The sequence below is a fragment of the Alteromonas sp. HB246098 genome, from assembly GCF_054890645.1.
The window spans coordinates 725,453-749,356 of record NZ_JBTZUG010000001.1 but is presented as its reverse complement, the minus strand read 5'-3'; the positions used below and the strand labels follow the sequence as shown (position 1 = coordinate 749,356).

The window sequence follows — 23,904 nt, the reverse complement described above, 5'->3', positions numbered from 1 at the left end:
TGAAAGTTATAGTAGGAAACCGTAAGCTATGTTGCGAGGGCCTGTAGCGCTTCGATGTACAGCGAAGCGCTGCAAGTTTCCGCGTGAACGCGTAAATAATAATATCAATAATCGCCGCTTTGTTAGCGCGTAAAAACGGTTGTGGAACTGTGTCAGAGTTTGTTGAAGACAATAATAACGATAATGATGCCTCTGTTGAGAAGGGGCTTTCGACACCTGTTCAGCAGCCGTTGCCACTTGCGTTTATTAATGGCGAAGCGCTAATTGAAAAGCCTGAAGATCTCTTCATTCCCCCCGATGCCCTAGAGGTCATATTAGAAACCTTCGAAGGGCCGCTCGACTTACTACTTTATCTGATTAGAAAACAAAAGTTTGATATCACCACACTGCCCATCGCTGATGTTACCAAGCAGTATATGGAGTATGTGGATGCCATGATGTCGCTAAAATTAGAGCTGGCGGCAGAGTACTTGCTGATGGCAGCCATATTGGCAGAAATTAAGTCCAGGCTTCTGCTACCTAAACGCAGTGACGATTCTGACGAAGAAGAAGACCCTCGCGCAGAGCTTATTCGCCGGCTAAAAGAATACGAGCTAGTAAAGCAAGCGGCAGAAGATTTAGATATTCAGCCTAGACTTGAACGGGATATTTTCACCACTCACGTTGAACTAAGTGAGAATGTGGCGCCAATTCGCATTGAGCCCGATGTGTCTTTAGCTGAAATTGTATTGGCGTTCAGTGCGGCCATGAAGCGCGCTGAAGCGTTTGAACACCATACCATTGCACGGGAAGCACTGAGCACGCGAGAGCGCATGTCGCTCATCTTGTCGTTACTCACAACAACAGAATATACGCCACTTGAACGCCTATTTACGGTTGAAGAAGGTAAAGCTGGGGTAGTGGTTTGCTTCTTAGCAATTTTAGAATTAGTAAAAGAACAGCTAATTTTATGCATTCAGGCAGGTCCTTATGCAAAAATTCATGTAAAATTAGGTGCCCATGAAGAAAATTAACACGGCGCAGCTTAAACAATTGGTAGAGGCAGCAATATTTGTTGCTGATAAACCTATTTCAAAGCAGCATTTAAAAGAAACGGTACTCAATGAGTTTACCGTCGCTGATAGAACCTTGAGTAAGGTGATTAACGAGCTAAAGTTAGACTATCAGCCAAGAGGCATTCAATTGGTGGAAGTAGCAAGTGGCTATCGCTTTCAATCGTTAGATGCGTTAAGCCCCTGGTTAAGCAAATTGTGGCAGGAAAATGCGCCAAAGTATTCTAGAGCAATGCTCGAAACCTTGGCACTCATTGCCTATCGTCAACCTATAACCCGCGGAGAAATAGAGCAGGTCAGGGGCGTGGCGGTAAGCAGTAATATTATAAAGACACTCACAGAACGAGACTGGGTAAAGGTAGTAGGTCACAAAGAAGTGCCTGGGCGACCAGCGCTTTATGCAACTACCAAAGGCTTCTTAGACTATTTTTCGATGACGTCGTTGAGCGATTTGCCCAATGCTGATGCTTTCGAAAACATGGCTGAAAGCGTTGCGTCAGACTCGCCGCTTAAGGTGTTAAATGAGGCACCGTCCGAATAGACCGTGCGACCGTAAACAAGCAATTAAAGAGTGAAAACCCATGACTGAAAAGTTGCAAAAAGTACTGGCTAACCAAGGGCTAGGCTCGCGACGAGAAATGGAACGTTGGATTGAAGAAGGCCGAGTATCGGTCGATGGCACCAAAGCAACATTAGGAGATAGAGTCGATCACACCGCACAAATTCGTGTTGATGGTCATTTGCTATCTCGTCAAACAGAACAGCCAATTTGCCGTGTGTTGATGTACAATAAGCCTGAAGGTGAATTGTGCAGCCGTCACGACCCTGAAGGTCGCGATACAGTGTTTGACCGTCTTCCCGCTATTCGATTAGGACGCTGGATCACGGTTGGTCGTCTAGACATGAATACCAGTGGCCTGCTGTTATTCACTAACGATGGTGAATTAGCTAACCGCCTAATGCACCCTAAGTGCGAAGTGGAACGTGAATATGCCGTTCGCGTATTCGGTGAAGTTACCGGAAAAACGCTTCACACCCTGCAAAAAGGGGTCGAGCTGGAAGATGGCGAAGCAAAGTTCCTGACAATTTCAGGTGCGCCTACGCCACAGCATGCTGAAGATGAAAGCATGAACCGTTGGTACAACGTGACCTTGAAAGAAGGGCGTAACCGCGAAGTGCGTCGTCTTTGGGAGTCGCAAGGCGTTCAGGTAAGCCGTTTGATACGTGTTAAATATGGCCCAATCGAACTACAAAAGCGCCTACCGCAAGGTGCGTGGGTAGAATTAGGGTTAGAAGACGTGAACGCGCTTCGTAGCCATGTTCAATTGCCGGATGAAACGCAAACTATGGTTAATGTACGCCAGGGTAAACTTGACCACGCTCGTTTAAGCCGCATGCGTCGCTCGGTTAAAAAGCACAAAGTACGCAAGCAACAAGGCTTGAATAAACGTGCTGGACGTCCAGGCAAACGTAAATAGTATCTAACTATATCTATGTAAATACTCAAGGCCGCGAGCAAATGCTAGCGGCCTTTTTTATGCTGGCATCAAACACAAGCTTAATAACGACCAGAGTTGGTAAATTAACCCTACTAATCCACAAGCGTATTGCGATCTTCTTATCAAACGAAAGCGTAGGAAATTACTAATCAGCTATATCAGGTAGTTAAAAGTCACACGGAATAGGAGATTGTTATGAAAGACATGCCTCAACTAGGAATGGGAACGTTTCGATTAAAAGGTGAAGAGGCCCGTGAATCAGTAAGTAAAGCCCTAAAAGTAGGGTTTAGGCACATTGATACCGCGCAAATCTATGATAACGAAGCTGAAGTTGGCGATGCCATAAAGACAAGTGGGCTAGATAGAAGCGAATTATTCGTCACCACTAAAGTGTGGTACGAATCTTTAGGCGACGATCACTTTATACCCAGCGTTCACGAAAGCTTAGAAAAGCTGAAGCTAGAGTATGTTGATTTGCTTCTTATCCATTGGCCATATCCAGGTAATGACATTTCACTAGAAAGTTATTTAGGCAATCTTGCCAAAGCGAAAGAGCTTGGGCTGACGCGTCATATAGGTGTATCTAATTTCACTATTGATTTGCTAAACAAGGCTGAAGAAATTTTAGGTGAAGGCGAGATTTACACGAACCAAATTGAAATTCATCCTTTCATGCAAAATAAAAAAGTTGTAGAAGCTGGCAAGGAAAAAGGCGTCAGAGCCACTGCATACATGCCGTTTGCTGTCGGGACAGTAATGAAGGATGAAACTCTGTTGAGTATCGCTCAAAACCATAATGCGACGCCGGCGCAAGTGGTATTGGCGTGGATGGAAAAACGCCACATTTATGCCATTCCTTCATCAACCAGTAAAGTACACTTAGCAGAGAATTTAGCTTACGGTGGTGTACATTTAACTGATTCAGAGCTCGCGCTAATTGATGATCTTGATAACGGCGAGCGTATTGTTAACCCTGACTTTGCGCCCAATTGGGATTAACGCAAAGCAATACACATTCATTTTTTAAGTAGCGGGGCTAGCGCTAGATGCTCCCCCGCTTTGTAAACTATGTCAATTGCGATAGGCCGCCTAAGGGTTTAACAGGCGGCATTTGGATATTCTTGAAATTTACCTGCTGAGCTATACGACTCAAAGTAACATTGATGAACGAGAATAGCTGGGTCTCACGTGAAGACGTATGCGTTAGTATGTGCTTGTGATAACGGGTCACACGTTCTGTTCGGCTTGCACTATTTCTTTAATTACTTTGGCGGGGCTCCCACCTATAACCACGTTGTCGCCAAACGACTTAGTTACCACAGCGCCAGAGGCCACCACCACATTGTCTCCCAAGGTTACACCAGGATTTATGACCGCCATGCCACCAATCCAGCAGTTGTCGCCAATAGTTATAGGCTTGGCGAACTCAATACCGGTTGCCCTTTGTACGGGATCCAATGGATGCGTAGCGGTGTACAGACCGACTTGAGGCGCAATCATGCAGTTATCACCTATCGTGACCTTTGCTGCATCCAAAATCACACAGTTGAAGTTAGCGAAGAAATTTTCGCCTACATGGATATTTTCGCCGTAATCGCATTTGAATGAAGACTCGATGTAAAGCCTCTTTCCGGTGCTGCCAAACAGCTGTTTTAGAAGTCTAGTACGCTTTTTGTGGTCGCTTTGACAAGTCGCGTTAAGCTCGTCTAATTGAATACGGCATTGCTTTCGCAACGCCGTTAACACTTTGTCTGACGGGAAGTATAAATCGCCAGCAAGCATCTTTTCATGTTCAGTCATGTCATTCCGAAACGTTGGGCTTAGATATTCGAGCCGATACGTTACTGCGCACCACCGTAGCTTACAACGACTTTTTGCTTTAACTCGTCACTTTCAATGTCTAAGTTAACAGGGCGGTGCAATATAATGCTACCGTCTATAGTCACCGAAGCACTGATCGACAGGGTAGGTTTGTTATCTGATTTATTACCCCAAGAGCTCTCACTTTCTTTATATACGATATCGCCTAAAACATGAGATGAGCCAGATAAAGTAATGTCGCCGTTAAGTGTTTTAATGTGTTTTTCAATAGTTGTATCAACAGCAGTTATGTCACCGTTGACGGTTTCGACACTACCGCCAATTGTACTTTGTGTGGGAAGCGTCACATTTCCATTCACAGTCTCTAGGCTCTTAAGTACATTAAGGTGTGAAGTTGCGGTTACATCGCCATTTACAATGTCGATATTTCGGACAGACACATGGCTGCCCATTTCAAGGTTGCCATTGACGATACTAACTTCATCCGCACCAGCGTGATCGCTTATTTCCACGTTCCCATTAACAGAGGAAATATCGCCAGCGTGCTTCCCTTCAGCTATGTCAATATTGCCTAGAATAGAACTAAAATCACTGCCTTCCAAAGCATTTGCATTGCCAACATGGATAACGCAGCCCGAAAGTAAAGAGGCTGAAAGCAACATAGCAGCACTAGCAATAATAGACTTTTTCATATTCTTATATCCTTAATGGTTTTTATATACTTTAGATAGCACGCTTTAATGATGTTGGTACTAAACACAAATTTTGATATGTCGTGTTATGTGTTTATAACCTTTGCTTCATACTTATCACGTATCGTGCCACTCTTAAAAAGTCATTTAAATCATGGAGTTAGTGTTTTTTTGTTAAAAAGGTTAGCAAGCGTAGTGGCGCGATGAAACGTTTTGTAGTTTTAAGCGCCAATATATAGCGAATTTGACCATACGAATTAACATGCACTTAAGCATAGAAGTGGACAGACACTTATTTAGCTTTAAGCAACGAGTTGGACACTCTAATTTAATGGTAAAGCTCCAACAAGGCTGTTTATCTAAATACTCTTCTTCTAAGTATCAAGTTAGAGATATTGTGAGTGTGTGTCCGCCCAGTACAGGTGCGAAGTGATTAATTCTTAGAAAAGCGAGTGTGTGTCCACGAAGTACAGGCTGGGTATCTAGGCTGATTAGGGGGGGCTGTCCTCGATCTTAAACAGTATGTTGGTATTTATAGTTTTCCTTTTTTGTTGAGGCGAGTAACGATGATAAAGGTTTATCATAATCCAGAATGTGGAACGTCTAGAAATGTACTTGCAGTAATTAGAGCGGCGGGATATGACGTGGAAGTTATTGAGTATTTGAGTGTAGGGTGGGAGCGTGAACAGCTGAGCTATTTATTGCATGCAGCAGGTTTGAGGCCTCGACAGGCGCTTAGGACAACAAAGTCGCCAGCGGCTGAGTTAGGGTTGCTTGATGAGTCGGTCAGCAACGAAGCTATCTTCGAACTTATGTTGAAGCATCCTATCCTGGTAAATAGGCCTATTGTTTGCATTCCTAAACATGAATATGAAAAAACAGCTTCATTATCTTCCGACCCAAATGAAGATAATGCTGTTGCTGATAACGCGAAAGAAACAGTAAAACTATGTCGGCCTAGTGAAGCTGTATTGGATATTTTACCGGTATGGCCAAAAGGCCCTTTTGCTAAAGAAGACGGTACACCATTAATTGACCAAGACGGTGAACGAGTAATTTAAACGGAGTAGTTTATGACGGACAAATATGCACAGCTAAACAGAGCCAAAAGGCTCGCATTGGCCTGTTTAGTTTTTGCCGCAGGTGTATTTGTCTTTACGGTATTACTACCCAAGTTTTACCCAAACTTACAGGGTGCATGGTGGTTAGGGCTTATAAAGATGGCGAGCGAGGCGGCACTCATAGGTGGCCTTGCTGACTGGTTTGCTGTAACTGCGCTGTTTAAACCAATACCAGCCCAGTACCCTATTCCCCATACCAATATCGTGGCAAGTAATAAGTCGGTTATTGCTAATAACTTGTCTTTATTCGTTAAAGAGAAATTCTTTCACCCCGAGGCGATAGAAAAACTGATTCGAGACAGCGACCCTGCGAAGGGCGCTGGAAGATGGTTGTCACAGGAAAGAAACGCTACTCGTTTAAGTCGCTTTATTTGTGACGCCTTTGCCGGCGTGTTACGTGTACTTGATGACAAACCCGTCAAAGCGTTTATAGCTAAAACAGCGCAGAAGGGTATTAACCAACTTGATCTTAGGCAGCTAATGGCAACTTCGCTAGGCGCCGTGACGAAAGAACGCCAGCACCAAGTCGTGCTCGATAGGGTATTAGGGAAACTAGCTAAGCTGCTCGCAGAGCCCGAAACTCAAATTTATATAGCAGATACGCTGGTCGTCTGGTTAAAAACTGAGTACAGCCGCATCGAAAAGCTCTTGCCGTCCAGCTGGCTAAGCGAGCAGGGTGCGCTGATTGCTGTTAAAGCCGTTTCAAGTATTTTAGAGGATATATACGAGGATGAGCACCATCCTATTCGCCATGCTTTCGACGAACAGGTGCATGAGTTTTTATATGAGCTACAACACAGCCCGTTAATGGAGAAAAAGGTAAACAGCTATCGCGAAAAAATCGTTAATGACCCAGCATTAAATACCTATGTTCAGCAGTCATGGGCCAAATTTCATCAATGGCTCTTAACGTCGCTTGAAGAACAAAATGGCAAAGCAGAAACTAAAGTGTCGGATCTGCTAAAAGACCTGGGCACAACGTTAACGCAAGACAGTGAGTTGGCCAAAGCGTTTAATAAGCATATTGGTGAAGCAGCGAAATATATGGCACCAGAATTGGCTGAATTTTTAACCCGCCATATCCGCGACACCATCAATAGCTGGGACGAACGCGAGATGGCAGAGCAGGTAGAACTAAATATTGGTCGCGACCTACAAAAAGTGCGTATTAACGGCACTATTGTCGGTGGTCTAATAGGTGCAGTATTGTTTGGAGTCGAGGCGCTGTTAGGGCTATAGACGCAGACCTTTGCAACACTACTGGCAATGCATGGAGTAGGGCGATACTGAATTAGCCATTCAAATTCGAAGTAGTGGTATTGGCTCAAACACTATATGCATGTAACAAAAGGCTGCGATAAAACCTACTTAGCTGTTAAGGCAAATACCAAATTATCAGCGTCTACTTTGCCTTTTAAGCCGCCTTCAAGCACTGAGCGCTCTAACCTATTAATGTCGTAGGCGCCAGCGTAAAGTGAATCAACGGTTTTTTCGTTTACGCTAAATGGAGGGCCGGCCATTTCATTCTGGTCATACTCGAACGAAATGATTAGCTGAGGCGCGCATTGAGTAATAGCAATTAGGTGTGCAGCGTATTGCTCGCGAAGGGGGCTAGGCAGCGCTACTAAAGCTGCTCTGTCGTAAACACCAGTAACGTCACCTATGTCGCTTGACGTAAGTTTAAAAATATCGCCCACGTGTATAGTTAAGCCGTCTTTGGTGTAAACCTTACCCTTTGCAGTGGTAGTAACGGTAGGCTCGGCTTCCAGCTCTTCAAATAGCTGTATGATAGCCACTTCGCTCAGTTCAGCACCTACCACCTCACAACCTTGGGAAAGTAGCCAGCCGATGTCGCGGGTCTTACCACATAGTGGAACAAATATGCGTTTCAAAGCAGCGCTCGAGTTCTCGCTACCAAGCAGAAAAGAGGAATACTTTACAAGAAGCGCATTGCCTTCGGGCTCATGAAATCCGATTTCGTTATTTAGCCATTTACTGTGCCAAAAACTGTGTTCCATGTATGCCTCAATCAGGTAAATGATGTAACTCGAAAAACAGGTGTTGTTATTTAGGGTACTAGAAACTAAAAAGGTAGCGTGAAACGCTACCTTTATAAATATAATTAGTTATCAAGCGGTGTGTTGAAGTCTTCAGATAACTCGAAGTCGCCTTCAACCGTGGTGACTTTGTCATCTACAAAGTTTATTACCATTTGCTTCTGAAAATCTTTTCCGCGCTTTTCCATACCGCGTTTCATATCGTAAACGTAGTACCAAGTGTCATCATCGAACGAGTCTTGAACAACAGGGTTGCCTAATACATAAATAACTTGTTCTTTTGTCATTCCAACACGCAGCTTTTCAACGTCTCTTTGATCAAGAAAGTTTCCCTGGGGAACGTCGATACGATATATCCAGTTCGAGCAAGCGGTTGATGTAAGTGTGATACCAAGAATTACTAATAGGTGTTGCAACTTCATGCGTTAATTTGTCCAGTATTGCCTTTGTTAGTGCCAGCGAATTTCGCGAAGGCGAATTTCGAGGCTGTTTTATTGCAAGCGCGAAGGCATGCTACATTGACAACTATGACCAATCAACTGCATTTTAGTTCGATGCTGCGCTTTTTAGCAGTTCTTTTGCGTTTGCTAAGGCCGATTTGGTTACTTTGTCACCGGCTAGCAATCTCGCTAACTCATCAATACGGTCTTGCTTGGTAAGCGGTAGCATTTGAGTTTCTGTGCTTTCCCTATCGGTGAGCTTAGTTACGAACAGCTGGTTATGCGCCTGCGCAGCTACTTGTGGTAAATGCGTTACACACATTACTTGCGATTGCTTGCCCAGTTTGCGCAACAGACCGCCAACGATAGATGCAGTTGGCCCACTAATACCTGTATCGACCTCATCGAAAATCATGGTAGGAGTTGCGTGATTGTCACTCGCAATTACCTGGATAGCTAGCCCTATCCTTGATAATTCACCACCTGACACCACTTTTTCTAACTTGTCTGCATCCTGACCAGGGTTGGTAGACACTTTGAACTCGACAGTATCAAGACCTGTGCTAACAGGCTTCTTAAGCTCATCGTACTGAATTTGAATATCGACTTTTGCATGAGGCATATTCATTTGACGAATCTGAAGCTCAATATCTTTACTTAATTTACCTGCAGCACGTTGTCTGCTTTCAGACAACCCTTTGGTCGCGATTAGGTATGTTGCTCGCGCTTCTTCTACTTCGCCTTCAAGTGTGCCTAACAGCGTTTCTTGTTCAGATAGTGAATTGAATTCGGCGGCGAGTTCCTGATGGTGTTGATATAGCCCTTCTGGCATAACGCTGTGTTTGCGTGCCAGATCCATCGCTTTAGCATAGCGCGCTTCAACTTGCTGTAGACGAAGCGGGTCAATCTCTAACTGATCGCAGTAGCTACGTAGCTCTCCCGCAGCTTCTTCTACTTGAATTGCTGCGTCATTTAGTAACGCTATCATAGGCGTTAGGCTTGCGTCATGGGCTTCCAATTCGCCCAAGCGCTCAATGCTACTTTGAATCACTGATAAAGCGTTGCCCTCATCATTTTCATATAAGTTGTACACGCTAGTCTGCGCTTGTTCTAAAAGACTTTGACCATTGCTCAAGCGCTTGTGTTCTATTTCCAACTCTTCGAACTCGCCCTCTTCAATAGCGAACTCATCAAGCTCTTGAACCTGATAGGTTAACAGCTGAATTCTATCTTCTCGTTGCTGTGCTTGCTCTTGAAGTGTCTTTAGTGTGCGTTGCTTATCACGCCAAATTGAATGAGTTTCCGTAACTTGCGCTAACAATTCATCATGTTTAGCGTAACCGTCAACTAGGTCTCTTTGATGATCTTCTTTCAACAGTTGCAGGTGTGTGTTTTGACCGTGAATGGCTAACAAATACTGGCCTAAGCCTTTTAACTGCTGAAGCGAAGCGGGAATACCATTGATAAACGCTTTTGAACGACCTTCTTTAGAAATAACTCTGCGAATAAAGCAGCTGTTTTCATCCTCGTCTGAGGTAAGTTCATGTTCATCGAGAAAAGCTTTAGCTAATGCGTTACTGCTCAAAGAAAAGTGTGCGATGATTTCAGCTTTCGTACTTCCTTTACGCACAGCATTTGCGTCGGCACGTTCACCCAAGCACAAGCTTAACGCATCAATAGCAATTGATTTACCTGCACCGGTTTCACCGGTTATTGCAGTAAGCCCGTTTTCCAGTTGAACCGATAATTGTTTTACAACAGCAAAATTAGAAATAGAAAGATGCGCTAACATAACCACACTCGAATAAGTTGAACATGATGATATATACAGTAACTGATAATATATACAGTATTTTGCCTGTGTAAAGTTAAGTCGTGAAAAAATTACGCTAAAATTAAGAAGGAAGCTAATAAAGTTTGAGAAATCAATGTTATAACTTCGAATGGTTATTTGAGGTTATAAGTAACCAGCATAAACGAAATTAATGAGAACGCGTGTTTTACAAAAATTTATACAGTACTAATCTACTTAAAATTCGATAGCCTAAAGCCTGTCTGTAAAGAAGGTTTGTAAGCCAATACGTTGACTGCTGTAACGGTTTTTTAAAACCAAACAGCAAAAAGGAGAGCCAAAGCTCTCCTTTAAAATTCCAATTTTAGTTGAATTATAAATCGTCAGATAACTATCTAAAATTCAGTAAAAAAGCTTATTGCTGCAACTCACCGCTTCCAGATTCAATGTGTGCGCGCACGAACCACTGAAACTGTTCTAAGTCTGCCAGCTGACCAGTGATCATATCTTCCGATACTGGGTCAATTTCACCAAGAAGCTCTAGCGCTTTTCTATGGTCACCATTTACGCCGTCATAAACAGCGTCTAGTGCCTTAAGGTGGTCAAGTACTAAACCTTTCCCTAGTTCATAATCGCTCCAGCTGCGACCTTCAACAATGGCTTTCGGTGTGCCTTTCGGTACGCCGCCTAACGTTGCAATTCGTTCGGCAATGGTGTCGGTCATTTCGCGTACTGCATCTACCTGAGGGTCTAGCATTTCATGCACGCCAATAAAATTTGGGCCTACCACGTTCCAGTGAATGTGCTTTAAGGTTAACTGTAAATCTAATAGTGCAACCAATCGCTGATCCAATACCTTAATTGTTTTGGCAGCAGCATCGTTATCCATTCCTGGGGCTGTAAATTTGATATTGGTGTTACTCATGATATCTCCTATTGAATGTAAATAAATCAGCACGATGTAAAACATCATAAGGGGCAAAATCTTACTAGCCCTGTGCCAACAACTTACTTTGATAGGTGCAACGGGTATGCCGAATTCTGAGAGTTTTATAAGTACACGTTTTTAATAGAGAAATATGGGAAGATTAAAAAATCTTTATTTTTCAAGCCTGTAGCAATTAAGAAAATGCTACAGGCTAATGTAATAAATGCACATTAGAAAAGATGAATAGTGAATGAGGCTAGTAAAGCTTACTGCCCCAACCTAGCTTTTTGCGAAGTACGTTGAAATAGCTGTAACCCTTGGGATGAACAAGATGAAGCTTGTCTACGCTCTTGTTAATGCGGATTTCATCGCCGGGCAGTACGGGTAGTACAATGTGACTATCGCAACTTACCTGCAAGGAATCACTGTTTACTTTTGATACTTTCATCGATACCTGACTGTCTGCATCAACAACAATGGGGCGACTGCTCAGTGTGTGAGGAAACATAGGCACCAGCGTTAGTGCATCAAGCTTTGGCATTATAATAGGGCCGCCGGCAGATAGGGAGTATGCAGTCGAGCCTGTAGGTGTGGCGACAATCAACCCGTCGCTACGCTGACTGAATACGAATTGCTCATCGATATAAATTTCAAATTCCATCATATGAGCAACTTTGCCGTGGTGCAGCACCACTTCGTTTACAGCAGAGTTGTTACTTTTAAGCTTTTCGTGCCGGTAAACTTCGACTTCAAGTAAGAAGCGCTCTTCAACCACGCACTCACCATTGAAGATAAGGTCAAGCTGTTGAACGATATCATCAGGGTGGATATCTGTTAAAAAGCCAAGATTACCGCGGTTTACGCCTACGACATGGATGTCAAAACGCGCCAGTACACGCGCGGCACCAAGCATGCTGCCGTCACCACCTACTACAACGGCAAGATCAGCCTCTTTACCAATAGTAACAAGGTTACAGCTTTTGAAGTTTTCAGTTTCAAGCTCTTCAGCAATACTTTCCTCAACTAGTAGTTTGCAGCCTTTGGCTAATAAATATTCGGCAAGAATATTTAAGCTGTCATGGGTTGCAGCGTGCTGAGGTTTTCCAATTAAAGCAACGGTTTGATAGGGCATGGAATGCTAATGTCCTTTCATTTCCAATGGTCGGACATTAGCACAGGTATTTTGCAAAAGAAAAGCGTAAAACGTTGCAGAGTGTCAGGTTTAGCGATCTTCTAATCGATTATAATCGAGCAGGCCGCCTTCAATAGGGTAGTGCTCGCTAGACCACTGAATCAATTTGTCGCTAAAAGCCCAAAAATTAGGGTTTGTTCGGCGCATAGCGACATTGTCGAGCAAGGCTTGGTAATCAGCTTCATTTTTAATAGTCTTCAGCTTTTCTATCGACGCAGTGACGTCAGAAGCGTTGATATACCAAAACGCATCAGGATAGCTACCCAAAAGTCCATGCACCAGAGTAATTGAGTCTTTAGATGGCTCGCGATTTTCCTCTTCTTCGAACAGACTGTTCACATTGTAGTGGGCACTGTTCCTAAGGGCAGTAAATACATCAATGTTATCTGAGTTTTGGTCATCTTTTACCACAATTATGGTCGTTTCAGGCATCAGTGTGGCTTGCTGGGCAGGGAGCGAGTTTAAACTCGCTAGCACTTCGTACTGCTCGGTGGATAACAAGCGTTTATTATATGTTGAGACTTGCGGCTGAACTTTAGCTAAGTGCTTCGATAGCAACTGGTAGAGTTCTTTTTGCGGGCGTTCTGTTTCAAATGTTATGCCCGTAGGCTGTTCGAAACTATTAAAATCGCCCTCTAGATAGTCAGTGAGTTCAGGGCTAGCCTTCTGATACCATTTGTCTAAGAGTTCCTGACGAGATGGCGGGGGGAGCAGGTTGAGGAAGTTCGACTCGCCTTCCATACGCAAGAAGTCCATATATAAACGGGTCATTAGCTGGTGCCCATAGTTACCGTAAACATCAAAGCCGGCTACCAGTAAGTAGTGAATACGTTCTAATAAGGCGTAGTCAATAATCCAAGCTGTTTTAGTAGGCTTCCCCACCATTCCTTTCGCTACAGTGGCATTATCGAAGTGGCGGAATACGGTTAAACTGGCATTGGTATTGTTGCCGTCACCATCCCAAATACTTGATACGTTTAGGTGCTCTCCGTTTTCAAACTCGCTATTTAGAAAAGCCGCTCTTGCACGCATATAGTCGCCTTGGCGTTTTGCATACTTTGCCCAATTTATCGCTAACGCAGAGCTGTCTTTTTCAGCAGGAAGGTGAAGGTTTTTCTTTTGCGAAGCGTAAAACGCATTCACTTTTTCAGAAGCTGCAATGTCTGGGTCGACAAAGAACACCCAAAATCGGTCATTAATTACGTTTAGCGCGACTTGTCCTCGGCAAACCGGCCCTTTGATATAACCCATAATGGTGTTTTGAGCGCGCTCAAGCATAAATCGGTAACGGCTTTTTACAGGCAGCAAAGTAAAAGCCGTTAATGGATTGGCTGCTATTTCGGGTTCGTACGAAGGCAAGATTTCAACAGAAAATTCAGCTTCGACAAACCAAGATTGCCATTTATCTAAAAGGTCCTGATTAATAGCGTATGCTTGGTGGGTTTTGCTCACGATCGTGGAATGCACAGGCTGCAAGCGATAATAAACGCGCTCAATCTTGGGGTCGTCGAAGGGTCTGCGAGTGGCAATAACATCTAACGCTTGCCCTGGAGGGGTTCGCGAGCGCACTAGGTTAAAAAACTGAGGCGTTTTTCCTTTTTCTGAGATACCTTCGAAGTGGAGATGAGAGGTAAACAAGTGCTCGTAAATATAACGTGCGGAAAGCTGCATTTTGTTACTATCGCCATTTAGCCACGCCTCTAAGTCAGTTGCTTTCTCATTAAGTTCTTGTGAGAGCATTTTGGGCGAAGGTAAAGGTGCACCATGGGTTAACCATTGAATAAGCGTAGTATGTTCAGAATCTGACAGCGCAGGTAGGGCGTAGGGCATGCCCCCTAGAGGCTGGTCAGCTATATATTCCCTCATTTCATCTATGGTTGGGCACTGGTTTTGTCTGCTCAAACTTATATCCAAGCTCTCATCTAAATGGGTAGTATTGGGCAGAGGGTGCTGTTTTTTTAGCAAAAGCATTTGCGTTAGCACCGAGGATTGGGTTGGCGAGGCGTTAGTATCGTCTTTTGTTGGCAATACATCGAAAAAGCCACGCTCGCGCCATCCATTAACGCCGTGAGCGTCGAGAAACATTCTATTTGGTTGTGCAGCAGTGAGTCGCGTGCCTTCATACACCTTTTCTTTATTAGCACCTCTTGCTATACCTTCTGGGGAAGACATTTTTAGTTGGCATGGCGCATCGTAACAGGCGTGGCACACCACGCAGCGTTGCGTTAAAACGGGGTTTACTTGTCTAGTAAAGAAATCGTCGGGCAAACTTTCCATGACGGGCATGGCATCACTTGAGGAAAGTAAAGGAGCATCAGGTTTCGGCCATTGCCAGACCGCTAAAGCGATAATCGCGATAAGCAATGAAGTAATACCGAATTTTTTCATAGTGTTAGTCCAGAAGAGAGTCTCGACCAGTCTATCACCCATTTCATTTAAGGTGATGGTATAAATGCTGAAAGCTCGTCACTTCGCTCTAGTATTTACCCTCACTCAATCCTTCTTCGGCGAAGTAGTTACCCATTAATAAGTTGCGCAGGAAGCACTGCGCTCTCGATTTACACCTTAAGATGAAATATAGAGTGAAAAAATAACATTATTTTTACACATTCATTGCTTTAGGCATGTCGGAAGGTATGCTGGAGAAAAGCAATCAAAGGAGGGAAGCATGTCTTATCAAATTATTTTGCCTAGAGTGATGCATATAGGGAAGGGCGCGAGTCGTCGGGTGGCTGAAACGCTTAAAGGCCTTAACTGTCGCAAACCGTTATTGGTTACCGATAAGATGATGGTTGAATTGGGATACAGCGCTGCCATAGTGCAAGCGCTAAAAGAGGCTGAAATTAACGCAGATGTGTTTTCAGATACAGTGCCAGAGCCAACAGTAAATTCGATTAACCGAGGTGTGGATGCATTTAAAGCCAACGATTATGACAGCATTATCGCCTTAGGTGGCGGAAGCCCTATCGATAGCGCAAAAGCCATAGCCATTTTGGGTAAATACGGCGGCGAAATGCGAGACTACAAATTCCCTCGAGTTGTCGATGAGCCGGGGGTGCCTATTATCGCTATCCCCACAACGGCGGGCACAGGCTCAGAAGCAACGCGATTCACTATTATTACTGACGAAAACACCACAGAGAAAATGTTGTGTGTTGGTCTAGGGTTTATGCCAACGGCAGCACTGGTCGATTATTCGTTAACCCAAAGCTTGCCTGCACGCGTTACCGCCGATACTGGCATTGATGCACTCACCCACGCTATTGAAGCGTTTGTAAGCCGCAAAGCCAATCTATACAGCGATGCCCAGGCACTATCGGCTATGGCGTTAATTGCGCCTAATCTACGTACTGTATTTGCAGATCCAACAAATGAAACGGCTAGAGAATCAATGATGCTGGGCTCAACGCTTGCGGGTATTGCTTTTTCAAACGCATCAGTGGCCCTTGTTCATGGAATGAGTCGACCTATCGGCGCTGCGTTTCATGTCCCTCACGGTTTATCGAATGCCATGTTATTGCCTGCGGTTGCCGCCTTTTCAATTCCAAGTTCACCAGTGCGCTATGCACAATGTGCCCGCGCGATGGGGGTCGCTACGCAAAGTGACTCAGATGATGTGGCGAATCAAAAGCTTATCAATGAGTTAAAAGCACTTAATGCCGATTTACAAGTGCCCACGCCAGCCGAGTTCGGAATTGATAAAGAAACGTTTTTTGCTTCGACCTCAACAATGGCTGAACAAGCTTTGGCATCTGGCTCTCCCGGCAATAACCCCCGCGTACCCACTATTGAAGAAATGGTCGCCATCTATGTCTCACTTTGGGAATAGTCTTTTTGCTAGATGATAAAACGAAAAAAGACTGCGCCATGCAGTCTTTTCAACACGGAGAGAAACACACTACAACCACCAATAGTAAAGTGTTATAACCACAATCAACTACCTGGCCGTCCAACCCCCGTCGAGCACCATGGTTTGCCCAGTAATATTGCGAGCACTAGGCGACATTAAGAAACTCGCGGTATCTGCAAGTTCTTTAACGCTTACGAATTGCTTTTTGGGCATGGGTTCTAACATGATTTTTGTTATTACCTCTTCCTCGGTGAGGTTATTCTCTCTCGCCTGTGCTGTAATTTGTTGTTCTACCAAAGGGGTTTTAACATACGCGGGGCAGAGGGTGTTAATTGTCACATCACAGTCACCCGTTTCAAGCGCGATGGTTTTTGCAAAACCCAATAGTCCATGCTTTGCTGCTACATAAGCAGACTTATATGGCGAGGCAACCAACGAGTGAATAGAGCCTACATTAATAATGCGCCCGTAGTTTTGCTGTCGCATTGCCGGCAAAAACGCTTGGGTTAACAGAGCAGGGCCAACCAGCATGATATTTATAAGCTGCTGCCACTTATCTGCAGGGAAGTCCTCTATACGAGAAACGTGCTGTATTCCTGCGTTGTTGATTAATACATCGACGGTAAGATTTCCTAATGCCTCTGGCAGTGCGGCGACTTGCTCTGCATTGCAGACATCTACAGCAACGGCACTCGCCGAACCGTCCAAGTGCGCAAGCTTGGTCACGGCGTCTTTCGCTGCTTGTTCGTTTATATCGGCTATGATCACGTGATGGCCTTGTTTCATCATTGACTCGGCTATGCCAAAGCCAATGCCGCTTGCGCCGCCCGTGATAAATACTGTGCGCTTACTCATTGGTGCTCCCTGCGGCTCTATTCGATGAAGGTGCACTATTTAATGAAAACAACAGCTTTTTCACCGCCCTTATTTGCGCGCCGTCACTGTTCGCATAATCGCTAGACGCATACCCCCACCAATCCCAGCAGCCCTGTGGATTTAACGGCATAAACAGCGACTTTTTCGTTTGTGGGTACAGCACAACAATATTGTTGTCATCAGCCCATTCATTTAGCCCTGTTTCGGTGGTGTAGGCATCGCCTACGGCATCGGCATACTGATTACAGCCATGAAAGCTAATATGGGCTCTGCAGGGCTCGCCCTGTGCGCAGCTTGCCGGAACATAAACAAAGCCCTCGCTTGCTAGTGTTTTGGCGTCGCTACCGGCCGCGTTTTGCTGATCTACTGAATGCAGTTTTCCTGACAGTTCCTCGTCAGGAGTTGAAAGCTCTTCAAAAAGGTGGGAAAGCATGGCGCCTGCCGCATCGTAGTCGCAGTTTCCAATGAAGGGGCTTTCTGATTTCATGCAGTTCACGCCGTTATTTTCTGTGGGAAACAGGTGCGCCATGGGTTTATCGTTAATGTAGGTAATATTTGGCGTGTCTGTCCACAATTTGTATTGCTCAAATAATAAATCGCTCACTTTTGCAAATACTCTGGTGTCTTGCGTTCCGTGGAAGAGCCAGACTTTTGCGTCTTTCATATTAGAAAGCGAGGCGATTTTTCCTTCAGCTTCATACTGCGCGGCTTTTTTGTTTAACGCTTCAAGGTCTATCTCTCCCTCTACCTTGTTCACGCATTGTGCGAGGGCGGTGGTTATATCACCTTTTGCACAAAAGTAGGGGCCGCCAGCAATGACACCAACGCCTTTCACCCAGTCGCTATGTGCTAGTTGAAATTGTGTTGCCATGTAACCGCCTGAGGACAAGCCAGAAACGGTGACATTCTCTAAATCGAGGGTAAGCGAAGGAACATCACCCTGCGCTGATGCATCTGCGCTGAAACTTGGCGAACTAAAGCTAAGCGCGCTAACGCTTAATAAAGAAAACCACATTGCGCGGCGTAAAAAGGGTTTAGGTTTCATCATTACATTGCTGCCTTATCATTTTCTAAAAATTGGCGAATGGCCTCGGCTTGAGCGGATATGTTAGTTACTCCTTCTAAATGCCCTAATTTGCCATCTAGCGTAACTAATGTGCTGTCGATATCAGTTGAAATAAGCGCTTGGTGTGCACCTTGCGATAGGTAAGGCATAAGAAGCAAATCAGTTTTAGCTGGAATAAACAGTGTTTCTGCTTCGATAGACGCCAATCCTTGTTTTAGGCTGTCTTTATGCCCGGCAACAAAAAGCTGGCAAGCGCGTACTAGGTATAAAAGGTGGTTGGCATCCATTTTTTGAGCGCGAGCTTTTGCTCGTTCGCGAAGCCAACTTACAATACTGTGTGAATGGCGTATGTCATTAAGCGGCGCCGATTCAACATTTTTAAAATCCAATGTGTTGCCCTGTTCATTAAAAAACGAGGGTGTAAGAGCGTTTTGCGTAATGAGCATAAGCGATGCCGCTAGGCCATCAAGGGGCGCTTTCTGTTTTGTGTAATTACCATTGTTCCAGTTTTTATCAAGCGTTATTGGCGTTGCCCAGTGCTCTAGTGCTGCGGTGGTCCAGGCGTCGCTTTGACCTGCTCCGATAACTGAAATCATACGTTCAACCCAGTCGGGGTAAGCGCTCGCCCAATCTATAGCCTGCATAGAGCCCATAGAAGGTCCAATAACCGCGTACAGTTTGCTAATACCTAAGCTTTCAAGAAGTGCTTTTTGAACATTTACAAAGTCACGTATGGTGACAACGGGAAAGTCCAGTCCATAAGGTTTTCCCGTGTCTGGATTAATTGATGCTGGGCCTGTGGTTATTATCTTTGGGTCGTAAGCATTCAAGTTGACCAGTGTGTCAACGCTAATTACATAAAAGCGATCTGTATCAATGGCTTTCTCGGGGCCTATAATACTATCCCAGTATCCTGGCGCTGAATCATTTTCGTTATATTTTCCCGCCGCATGAGAAGAGCCTGAAAAATAATGAGTTATAAGAATTACATTACTTTTGGTGTCGTCTAGAGTTCCGTATGCCTCCCAACCTACTTTTACATTTTTAATCTGTTTGCCACCAAAGGTTGTAAAGTAAGGCATTTCAAATATCTGCTTTTCTACTATCAGCGATTCTTTTTGCTCAATCTCACTCGCCGTTACCTGACAATGAAACGTTACGAGAAGCGACGCAAGCAACCCGAGCAGGGCGCGTGACTTCCTAGCAAAGTGTAGGGCTACCAGCTTAAGTGAAGTCATATATTTTTGTACCGCCAATACGCATGGCTCTTTTAACCGCCAGTTATTATGCTCGCTTCCTATCATCATTAGTTTTGGAGTACACCTAATTTTCCAGTTCATTTTCTTTAACCCTCAATCCTTTTTAACAGCGCTGACTTCCTTCAACAGAGCCTGTATGTAAAGTGGCTTTGGCTCTGGCTCTATTAGCGCTTACCCTTGCGCAGTTTCGTTTTTAGAAGCTAAGCCCATGCTACATAAAGCTAAACAAACTAATTGCCATTGCTAATCCAATCATAGGTACCACTACAGTCAGTGCACCCACGGCCCAATATGCTGCCTGATGGGTTTCGTTGCAGATGGCCCGTATGGTGGTCACTACGTAGCCATTATGGGGTAAGGAATCCAGTGCACCTGAAGATATAGATACAATTCTGTGTAGCTGTTCTGGTTCAACGCCTTGGTCAAGATAATGCGGCCCAACTAAGGGTAATGCGATAGCTTGTCCGCCTGATGCGCTGCCAGTTAACCCTGCAATTACGCTTACTGCAATGGCGGCGCCAATCAGTTCGTTACCGGGAATTTGGGTCATAAGCGCTACCGTTGTTTGAAACGCTTCGGTGTTTTTTGCAATAGACCCAAACCCTACAACAGCGGCAGTGTTACCTATGGCAATTAACGCACCAGTCGTGCCCGCATTTATGGCAACTGGCAAACTGTGAAAATGCTTGTAATTAATAGCCAGCAAACACAGCACGCCGCCGCCTAACGCAAGAATAAGGGCAAGTTGAGCAAGCTCTTCATGGAATAAAAATGAAATGACTAGTACAACCACCAAGGGCACAATGCCGGTAAGCGGGTGGGGTAACGCTCGGTCTCGCACTTCAGGGTCGCTTGCTCTGGCCTCAAACTTCTCGCCGTTGTTTACCGCTTTTTTAATCATTTTGGCCAGCCACCAGTAGCCAAAACATGCCATGAAAATGGCGACGATAAGGCTGACTTCCCATGCGGCAAAAGGTGAGGTGCCTAAATACTTTATAGGTATCCAGTTTTGAATTTCAGGAGAGCCCGCCGACGTCATAGTAAATGTTACCGACCCAAACGCCATGGCTGCCGGAATAAAACGGCGTGGCAAGTTGGCATCTTTAAACAAGCTTACCGCCATTGGATAGACGGAAAACGCCACAACGAACACGCTGACACCGCCGTAGGTCAAAATAGCGCAAGCTAGCACAACAGCTAACACAGCGCGCTTATAACCAATTTTGGTAATGATCCAGCGAGAAACAGCGTCTGCAGCTCCAGTGTCTTCCATGAATTTACCGAATAATGCGCCAAGTAAAAACATAAAGAACCAAGAAGCAATGAAGCCTGAGAAACCGCTCATATAGGTTTGAACAAAATTCACGTCACCAGTAAAAACGCCGATATTATTGGTGATGGCAACTACAAGCGCACACAAAGGTGCAGCAATAAAGAGGTTCATCCCGCGTATTGTCAAAACAATAAGCAACAACAGACCGCCTACTAAGCCAATCATACTTAACATAGTTAATATTCCTTAAAAAATCTGTGACCGCAGATGATCCGAAACAGTTAAGTCGATTAAAGACTTGCCCACACCTAAAACCACAAAGTGTATGCAAATCAGATAAAAAGCATTCATAACAGACCTAGAGTTTGACGTTACTTTTATCAAAATCCCATAGTACGATGGTACTACATACTATTAACAATTAATTAACTAAAGTGATTTTGACCGTAGGCAATACATCCGACAGTGACGTGAGCCTATTGATCTTTGAAGTTTTGAAGTACAGCGAAGACCAACAGGCCCTAGAACTTAGAACAACAAGGACTCACTATGTCTAAATCAACACACATTAATAGCTTGGTATTACCTTACCAACCATATTCAGCCGCAGTTAAAACAGAACAAGACGAAAGAGCTTCAGTAAAACGCCCTATGCATAGCTTATGTGCCCTTGCGGTGGCTAGCGTATTGAGTACAGCGCCAGTATTCGCTCAGGATGAACAGGCCAATGCTGACGCACAAGAGCAAAAAGGAAAGCTAGAACGCATTGAAGTAACAGCACGAAGAACTGTCGAGTCGCTTCAGGAAACGCCCGTTGCTATTACATCTGTTGGCGCTGCTGAGCTAGGCGAAAAAGGGATTAGTGTACTTACCGAAGTACAGCAATTTTCACCGAATACAACGTTGCAAACCAGTCGTGGAACTAACTCAACCTTAACGGCATTTATTCGCGGACTTGGCCAGCAAGACCCGCTTTGGGGCTATGAACCAGGCGTAGGTATTTATGTGGATGATGTCTATATTGCTCGCCCACAAGGAGCCGTACTTGACTTGTTAGACGTACAGCGCATTGAAGTGTTGCGAGGACCACAGGGAACGCTTTACGGAAAGAACACTATTGGTGGGGCGGTTAAATACGTCACTAAGGAAATGACTGGTGATACGCAAATGAACGTTGAGGCGACCGTAGGTAGCTATAGCCAGCGAGATATCAAAATTACCGGTCAAATTCCACTTATTGAAGACACCGTATACCTTGGCGTGGGTTATGCCAATTTAAACCGCGACGGCTTCGGTGAGTACCTAGTAAGCGCGTTGCCTAACCAAGACAAAGAAAACTATAACAAAGATCTTTGGGCAGCCCGCGTGACACTTGAAGTTCACCCAAGTGAAGATTTGTTTTTCCGCATTGGCTGGGATAAAACCGAAGATACATCAAATGCTAAGGGCGGCTATCGTTTAATTCCCAGTATTTTGACGGATGCGCCCGTACCTGATTCGGTTTACGATTCTTACACCAGCTTACCTACCTGGAATAAAGTCGAGCTAGAAGGCTATAACTGGTTGGCAAGATACCAAGTGAATGATGATTTAGAGCTTAAATATATTGGTTCGCACAGAGAGAGTTATTCACCTACCAACATTGATTTCGATAATACACCGTTGCCTATTTTCGATGTACCGGCAGAGTATGACGACAGTAACAATACTCACGAGATTCAAGCGAACTATACCGGGAACGCATTTAGTTTAGTATCAGGGCTTTATTTTTACGATGGTGAGAGCTGCGGTAATTTTGATGCAATTTTGGGTGTGTTAGGGCAAGCGCTTGGAGCTTCTGGATTGACGCGAGAAGTGACAGGCTGCAATAACTCAGAAAGCTGGGCTGCTTATGCGCAAATGAACTACGACGTTACCGATAAGCTATCGCTTTCCCTTGGTGCCCGTTACACCGACGAAGAGAAGACGGCTTATGTAAACAACGGTTTGGTCTTCGCTAATGTTTATCCTTACACCGACTGGATAGAAGGCTATGTGCGCCCTGACGGACAGTTAGTGCCTCAAGTACTTGGGACAGACACTGATGGTGATGATGTGTTAGATGCGCCAGCGGTAGAAAGTTGGTCTCGCTTTACCCCGCGAGTGGGTGTGGAATATCAAATGAACCGCGATACCATGTTCTTCGCTAGCTATTCACAAGGCTTCAAATCAGGCACCTTTAACCCTCGAGCTCAAACTAATGAGCCTGGTGTAGAACCTGAAGTTGTAGATAGCTTCGAAGTGGGTGTAAAAAGCGATTTAAGCGACGCGCTTCGCATGAATGTCACTTTGTTTTCATATGATCACAAAGATCGTCAATACATTGGTGTAGAGGGTGATTTATCTGACCCTACCGCACTTGATCAGCGTCTGCGCAACGCAGCGGAAACTGCCGCAAAAGGTGCAGAGTTAGAAATGACGTGGGTAGCAACCGATAACCTACAATTTGATGTTGCTTATGGCTTTATTGATTTTGAAATTAAGAAAAACAATGCTATTCCTCCATTGATTGGCTTAGCGAGTACACCTGAGAATACCTTTAATTTTAATGCTAACTACTTGCTAGAGACGAGCTTTGGGGATATTACCTTCAACGCCAACTACTACTATCGTGATGATTACCTTATTTTTGAAACCAGCGATCTTATTAAACAAGATGCTTATGGTATGGTGAATTTAAGCGCGCGCTGGGAAAGCGTTGAAGGCGACTGGTATGCCGGGTTACACGTGAAAAACTTAACCGATGAAGAATATCTGGTTGGCGGATATGACTTTGTCACACAAGACGGTGAGGGTAACTTTGGGCCAGGTCTTGGTGGCGATACAACACTTATTGGTTATTACGGTGACCCGCGTACTGTTCACCTTACGGTGGGTTATCGATTCTAAACAGTATAGCTTAGATAAAATAAACGCTGTTCATCACGCCTAAGCTTTTATGCTTAGG

The 23,904-nt window shown here is 44.6% G+C and carries 20 protein-coding genes; 8 read left to right on the top strand and 12 right to left on the bottom strand.

Features of this window, described 5'->3' with window-relative positions; genetic code table 11:
• Positions 1-149 precede the first annotated feature (149 nt).
• From ACYTPF_RS03140 to dkgB, 4 genes are all read left to right on the top strand, one after another.
• Entirely contained in the window at positions 150-1,013 is an 864-nt protein-coding gene (locus tag ACYTPF_RS03140) for a segregation and condensation protein A (protein ID WP_014978837.1), read from the top strand.
• Positions 1,000-1,593 carry an SMC-Scp complex subunit ScpB gene (scpB, locus tag ACYTPF_RS03135; RefSeq protein WP_014948948.1) on the top strand — a complete coding sequence of 198 codons (594 nt, stop codon included), beginning with the start codon at positions 1,000-1,002 and terminating at the stop codon, positions 1,591-1,593. The genes ACYTPF_RS03140 and scpB overlap by 14 nt, the downstream gene beginning before the upstream one ends.
• Positions 1,594-1,633: 40 nt before the next feature.
• Complete coding sequence (rluB, locus tag ACYTPF_RS03130) at positions 1,634-2,530, top strand: 23S rRNA pseudouridine(2605) synthase RluB (RefSeq protein ID WP_136781075.1); 897 nt, start codon at positions 1,634-1,636, stop codon at positions 2,528-2,530.
• Between the two features lie 216 nt (positions 2,531-2,746).
• Entirely contained in the window at positions 2,747-3,550 is an 804-nt protein-coding gene (gene dkgB, locus ACYTPF_RS03125) for a 2,5-didehydrogluconate reductase DkgB (RefSeq protein ID WP_461851181.1), read from the top strand.
• 228 nt (positions 3,551-3,778) lie between these two features.
• On the opposite strand, the gene ACYTPF_RS03120 is transcribed toward dkgB, so the two are convergent.
• Positions 3,779-4,351, bottom strand: a complete 573-nt coding sequence (locus ACYTPF_RS03120) for a sugar O-acetyltransferase (RefSeq protein ID WP_461851180.1) — start codon at positions 4,349-4,351, stop codon at positions 3,779-3,781.
• Positions 4,352-4,392: 41 nt separating this feature from the next.
• The gene (locus tag ACYTPF_RS03115; RefSeq protein WP_461851179.1) at positions 4,393-5,064 is read right to left on the bottom strand and encodes a hypothetical protein; all 672 of its coding nucleotides are present in this window, start codon (positions 5,062-5,064) and stop codon (positions 4,393-4,395) included.
• A gap of 566 nt (positions 5,065-5,630) precedes the next feature.
• Here ACYTPF_RS03115 and ACYTPF_RS03110 point away from each other — a divergent pair.
• On the top strand, positions 5,631-6,125 hold the full coding sequence (locus tag ACYTPF_RS03110; RefSeq protein WP_461851178.1) for an arsenate reductase family protein: 495 nt from the start codon (positions 5,631-5,633) through the stop codon (positions 6,123-6,125).
• 12 nt (positions 6,126-6,137) lie between these two features.
• Positions 6,138-7,424, top strand: coding sequence for a DUF445 domain-containing protein (locus tag ACYTPF_RS03105; RefSeq protein WP_461851177.1), 1,287 nt, complete (start codon positions 6,138-6,140; stop codon positions 7,422-7,424).
• A 125-nt stretch (positions 7,425-7,549) separates the two neighbouring features.
• Here the strand turns inward: ACYTPF_RS03105 and tmpT are convergent, their stop codons facing one another.
• The 6 genes from tmpT to ACYTPF_RS03075 form a co-directional block, all read right to left on the bottom strand.
• Positions 7,550-8,203: a thiopurine S-methyltransferase gene (tmpT, locus tag ACYTPF_RS03100; protein WP_461851176.1), complete on the bottom strand. Its 654-nt coding sequence runs from the start codon at positions 8,201-8,203 to the stop codon at positions 7,550-7,552.
• A 104-nt stretch (positions 8,204-8,307) separates the two neighbouring features.
• Positions 8,308-8,664 (bottom strand): outer membrane protein assembly factor BamE, encoded by a 357-nt coding sequence (locus tag ACYTPF_RS03095; RefSeq protein ID WP_179982924.1) that lies wholly within the window; start codon positions 8,662-8,664, stop codon positions 8,308-8,310.
• A 124-nt stretch (positions 8,665-8,788) separates the two neighbouring features.
• Positions 8,789-10,474, bottom strand: coding sequence for a DNA repair protein RecN (gene recN, locus ACYTPF_RS03090; protein ID WP_461851175.1), 1,686 nt, complete (start codon positions 10,472-10,474; stop codon positions 8,789-8,791).
• A gap of 415 nt (positions 10,475-10,889) precedes the next feature.
• Positions 10,890-11,399: a DNA starvation/stationary phase protection protein Dps gene (gene dps, locus ACYTPF_RS03085; protein ID WP_110287868.1), complete on the bottom strand. Its 510-nt coding sequence runs from the start codon at positions 11,397-11,399 to the stop codon at positions 10,890-10,892.
• A 259-nt stretch (positions 11,400-11,658) separates the two neighbouring features.
• Entirely contained in the window at positions 11,659-12,534 is an 876-nt protein-coding gene (gene nadK, locus ACYTPF_RS03080) for an NAD(+) kinase (protein ID WP_014948959.1), read from the bottom strand.
• A 90-nt stretch (positions 12,535-12,624) separates the two neighbouring features.
• Positions 12,625-14,982: a fatty acid cis/trans isomerase gene (locus ACYTPF_RS03075; RefSeq protein ID WP_461851174.1), complete on the bottom strand. Its 2,358-nt coding sequence runs from the start codon at positions 14,980-14,982 to the stop codon at positions 12,625-12,627.
• Between the two features lie 280 nt (positions 14,983-15,262).
• On the opposite strand from ACYTPF_RS03075, the gene ACYTPF_RS03070 reads away from it, so the two are divergent.
• Entirely contained in the window at positions 15,263-16,423 is a 1,161-nt protein-coding gene (locus ACYTPF_RS03070; RefSeq protein ID WP_461851173.1) for an iron-containing alcohol dehydrogenase, read from the top strand.
• A 108-nt stretch (positions 16,424-16,531) separates the two neighbouring features.
• Here ACYTPF_RS03070 and ACYTPF_RS03065 read toward each other — a convergent pair whose 3' ends face one another.
• The 4 genes from ACYTPF_RS03065 to ACYTPF_RS03050 form a co-directional block, all read right to left on the bottom strand.
• On the bottom strand, positions 16,532-17,299 hold the full coding sequence (locus ACYTPF_RS03065) for a 3-hydroxybutyrate dehydrogenase (protein ID WP_461851172.1): 768 nt from the start codon (positions 17,297-17,299) through the stop codon (positions 16,532-16,534).
• Entirely contained in the window at positions 17,292-18,368 is a 1,077-nt protein-coding gene (locus ACYTPF_RS03060; protein ID WP_461851171.1) for an extracellular catalytic domain type 2 short-chain-length polyhydroxyalkanoate depolymerase, read from the bottom strand. Before ACYTPF_RS03060 ends, ACYTPF_RS03065 begins: the two co-directional genes overlap by 8 nt.
• Positions 18,368-19,726, bottom strand: a complete 1,359-nt coding sequence (locus ACYTPF_RS03055) for an E22 family MetX-like putative esterase (RefSeq protein WP_461851170.1) — start codon at positions 19,724-19,726, stop codon at positions 18,368-18,370. The genes ACYTPF_RS03060 and ACYTPF_RS03055 overlap by 1 nt, the downstream gene beginning before the upstream one ends.
• A gap of 130 nt (positions 19,727-19,856) precedes the next feature.
• A complete protein-coding gene (locus ACYTPF_RS03050) occupies positions 19,857-21,152 on the bottom strand; it encodes a GntP family permease (RefSeq protein WP_461851169.1) in 1,296 nt (431 codons plus the stop codon).
• 315 nt (positions 21,153-21,467) lie between these two features.
• On the opposite strand from ACYTPF_RS03050, the gene ACYTPF_RS03045 reads away from it, so the two are divergent.
• The gene (locus tag ACYTPF_RS03045) at positions 21,468-23,846 is read left to right on the top strand and encodes a TonB-dependent receptor (protein WP_461851168.1); all 2,379 of its coding nucleotides are present in this window, start codon (positions 21,468-21,470) and stop codon (positions 23,844-23,846) included.
• The last annotated feature ends 58 nt before the right edge of the window (positions 23,847-23,904 follow it).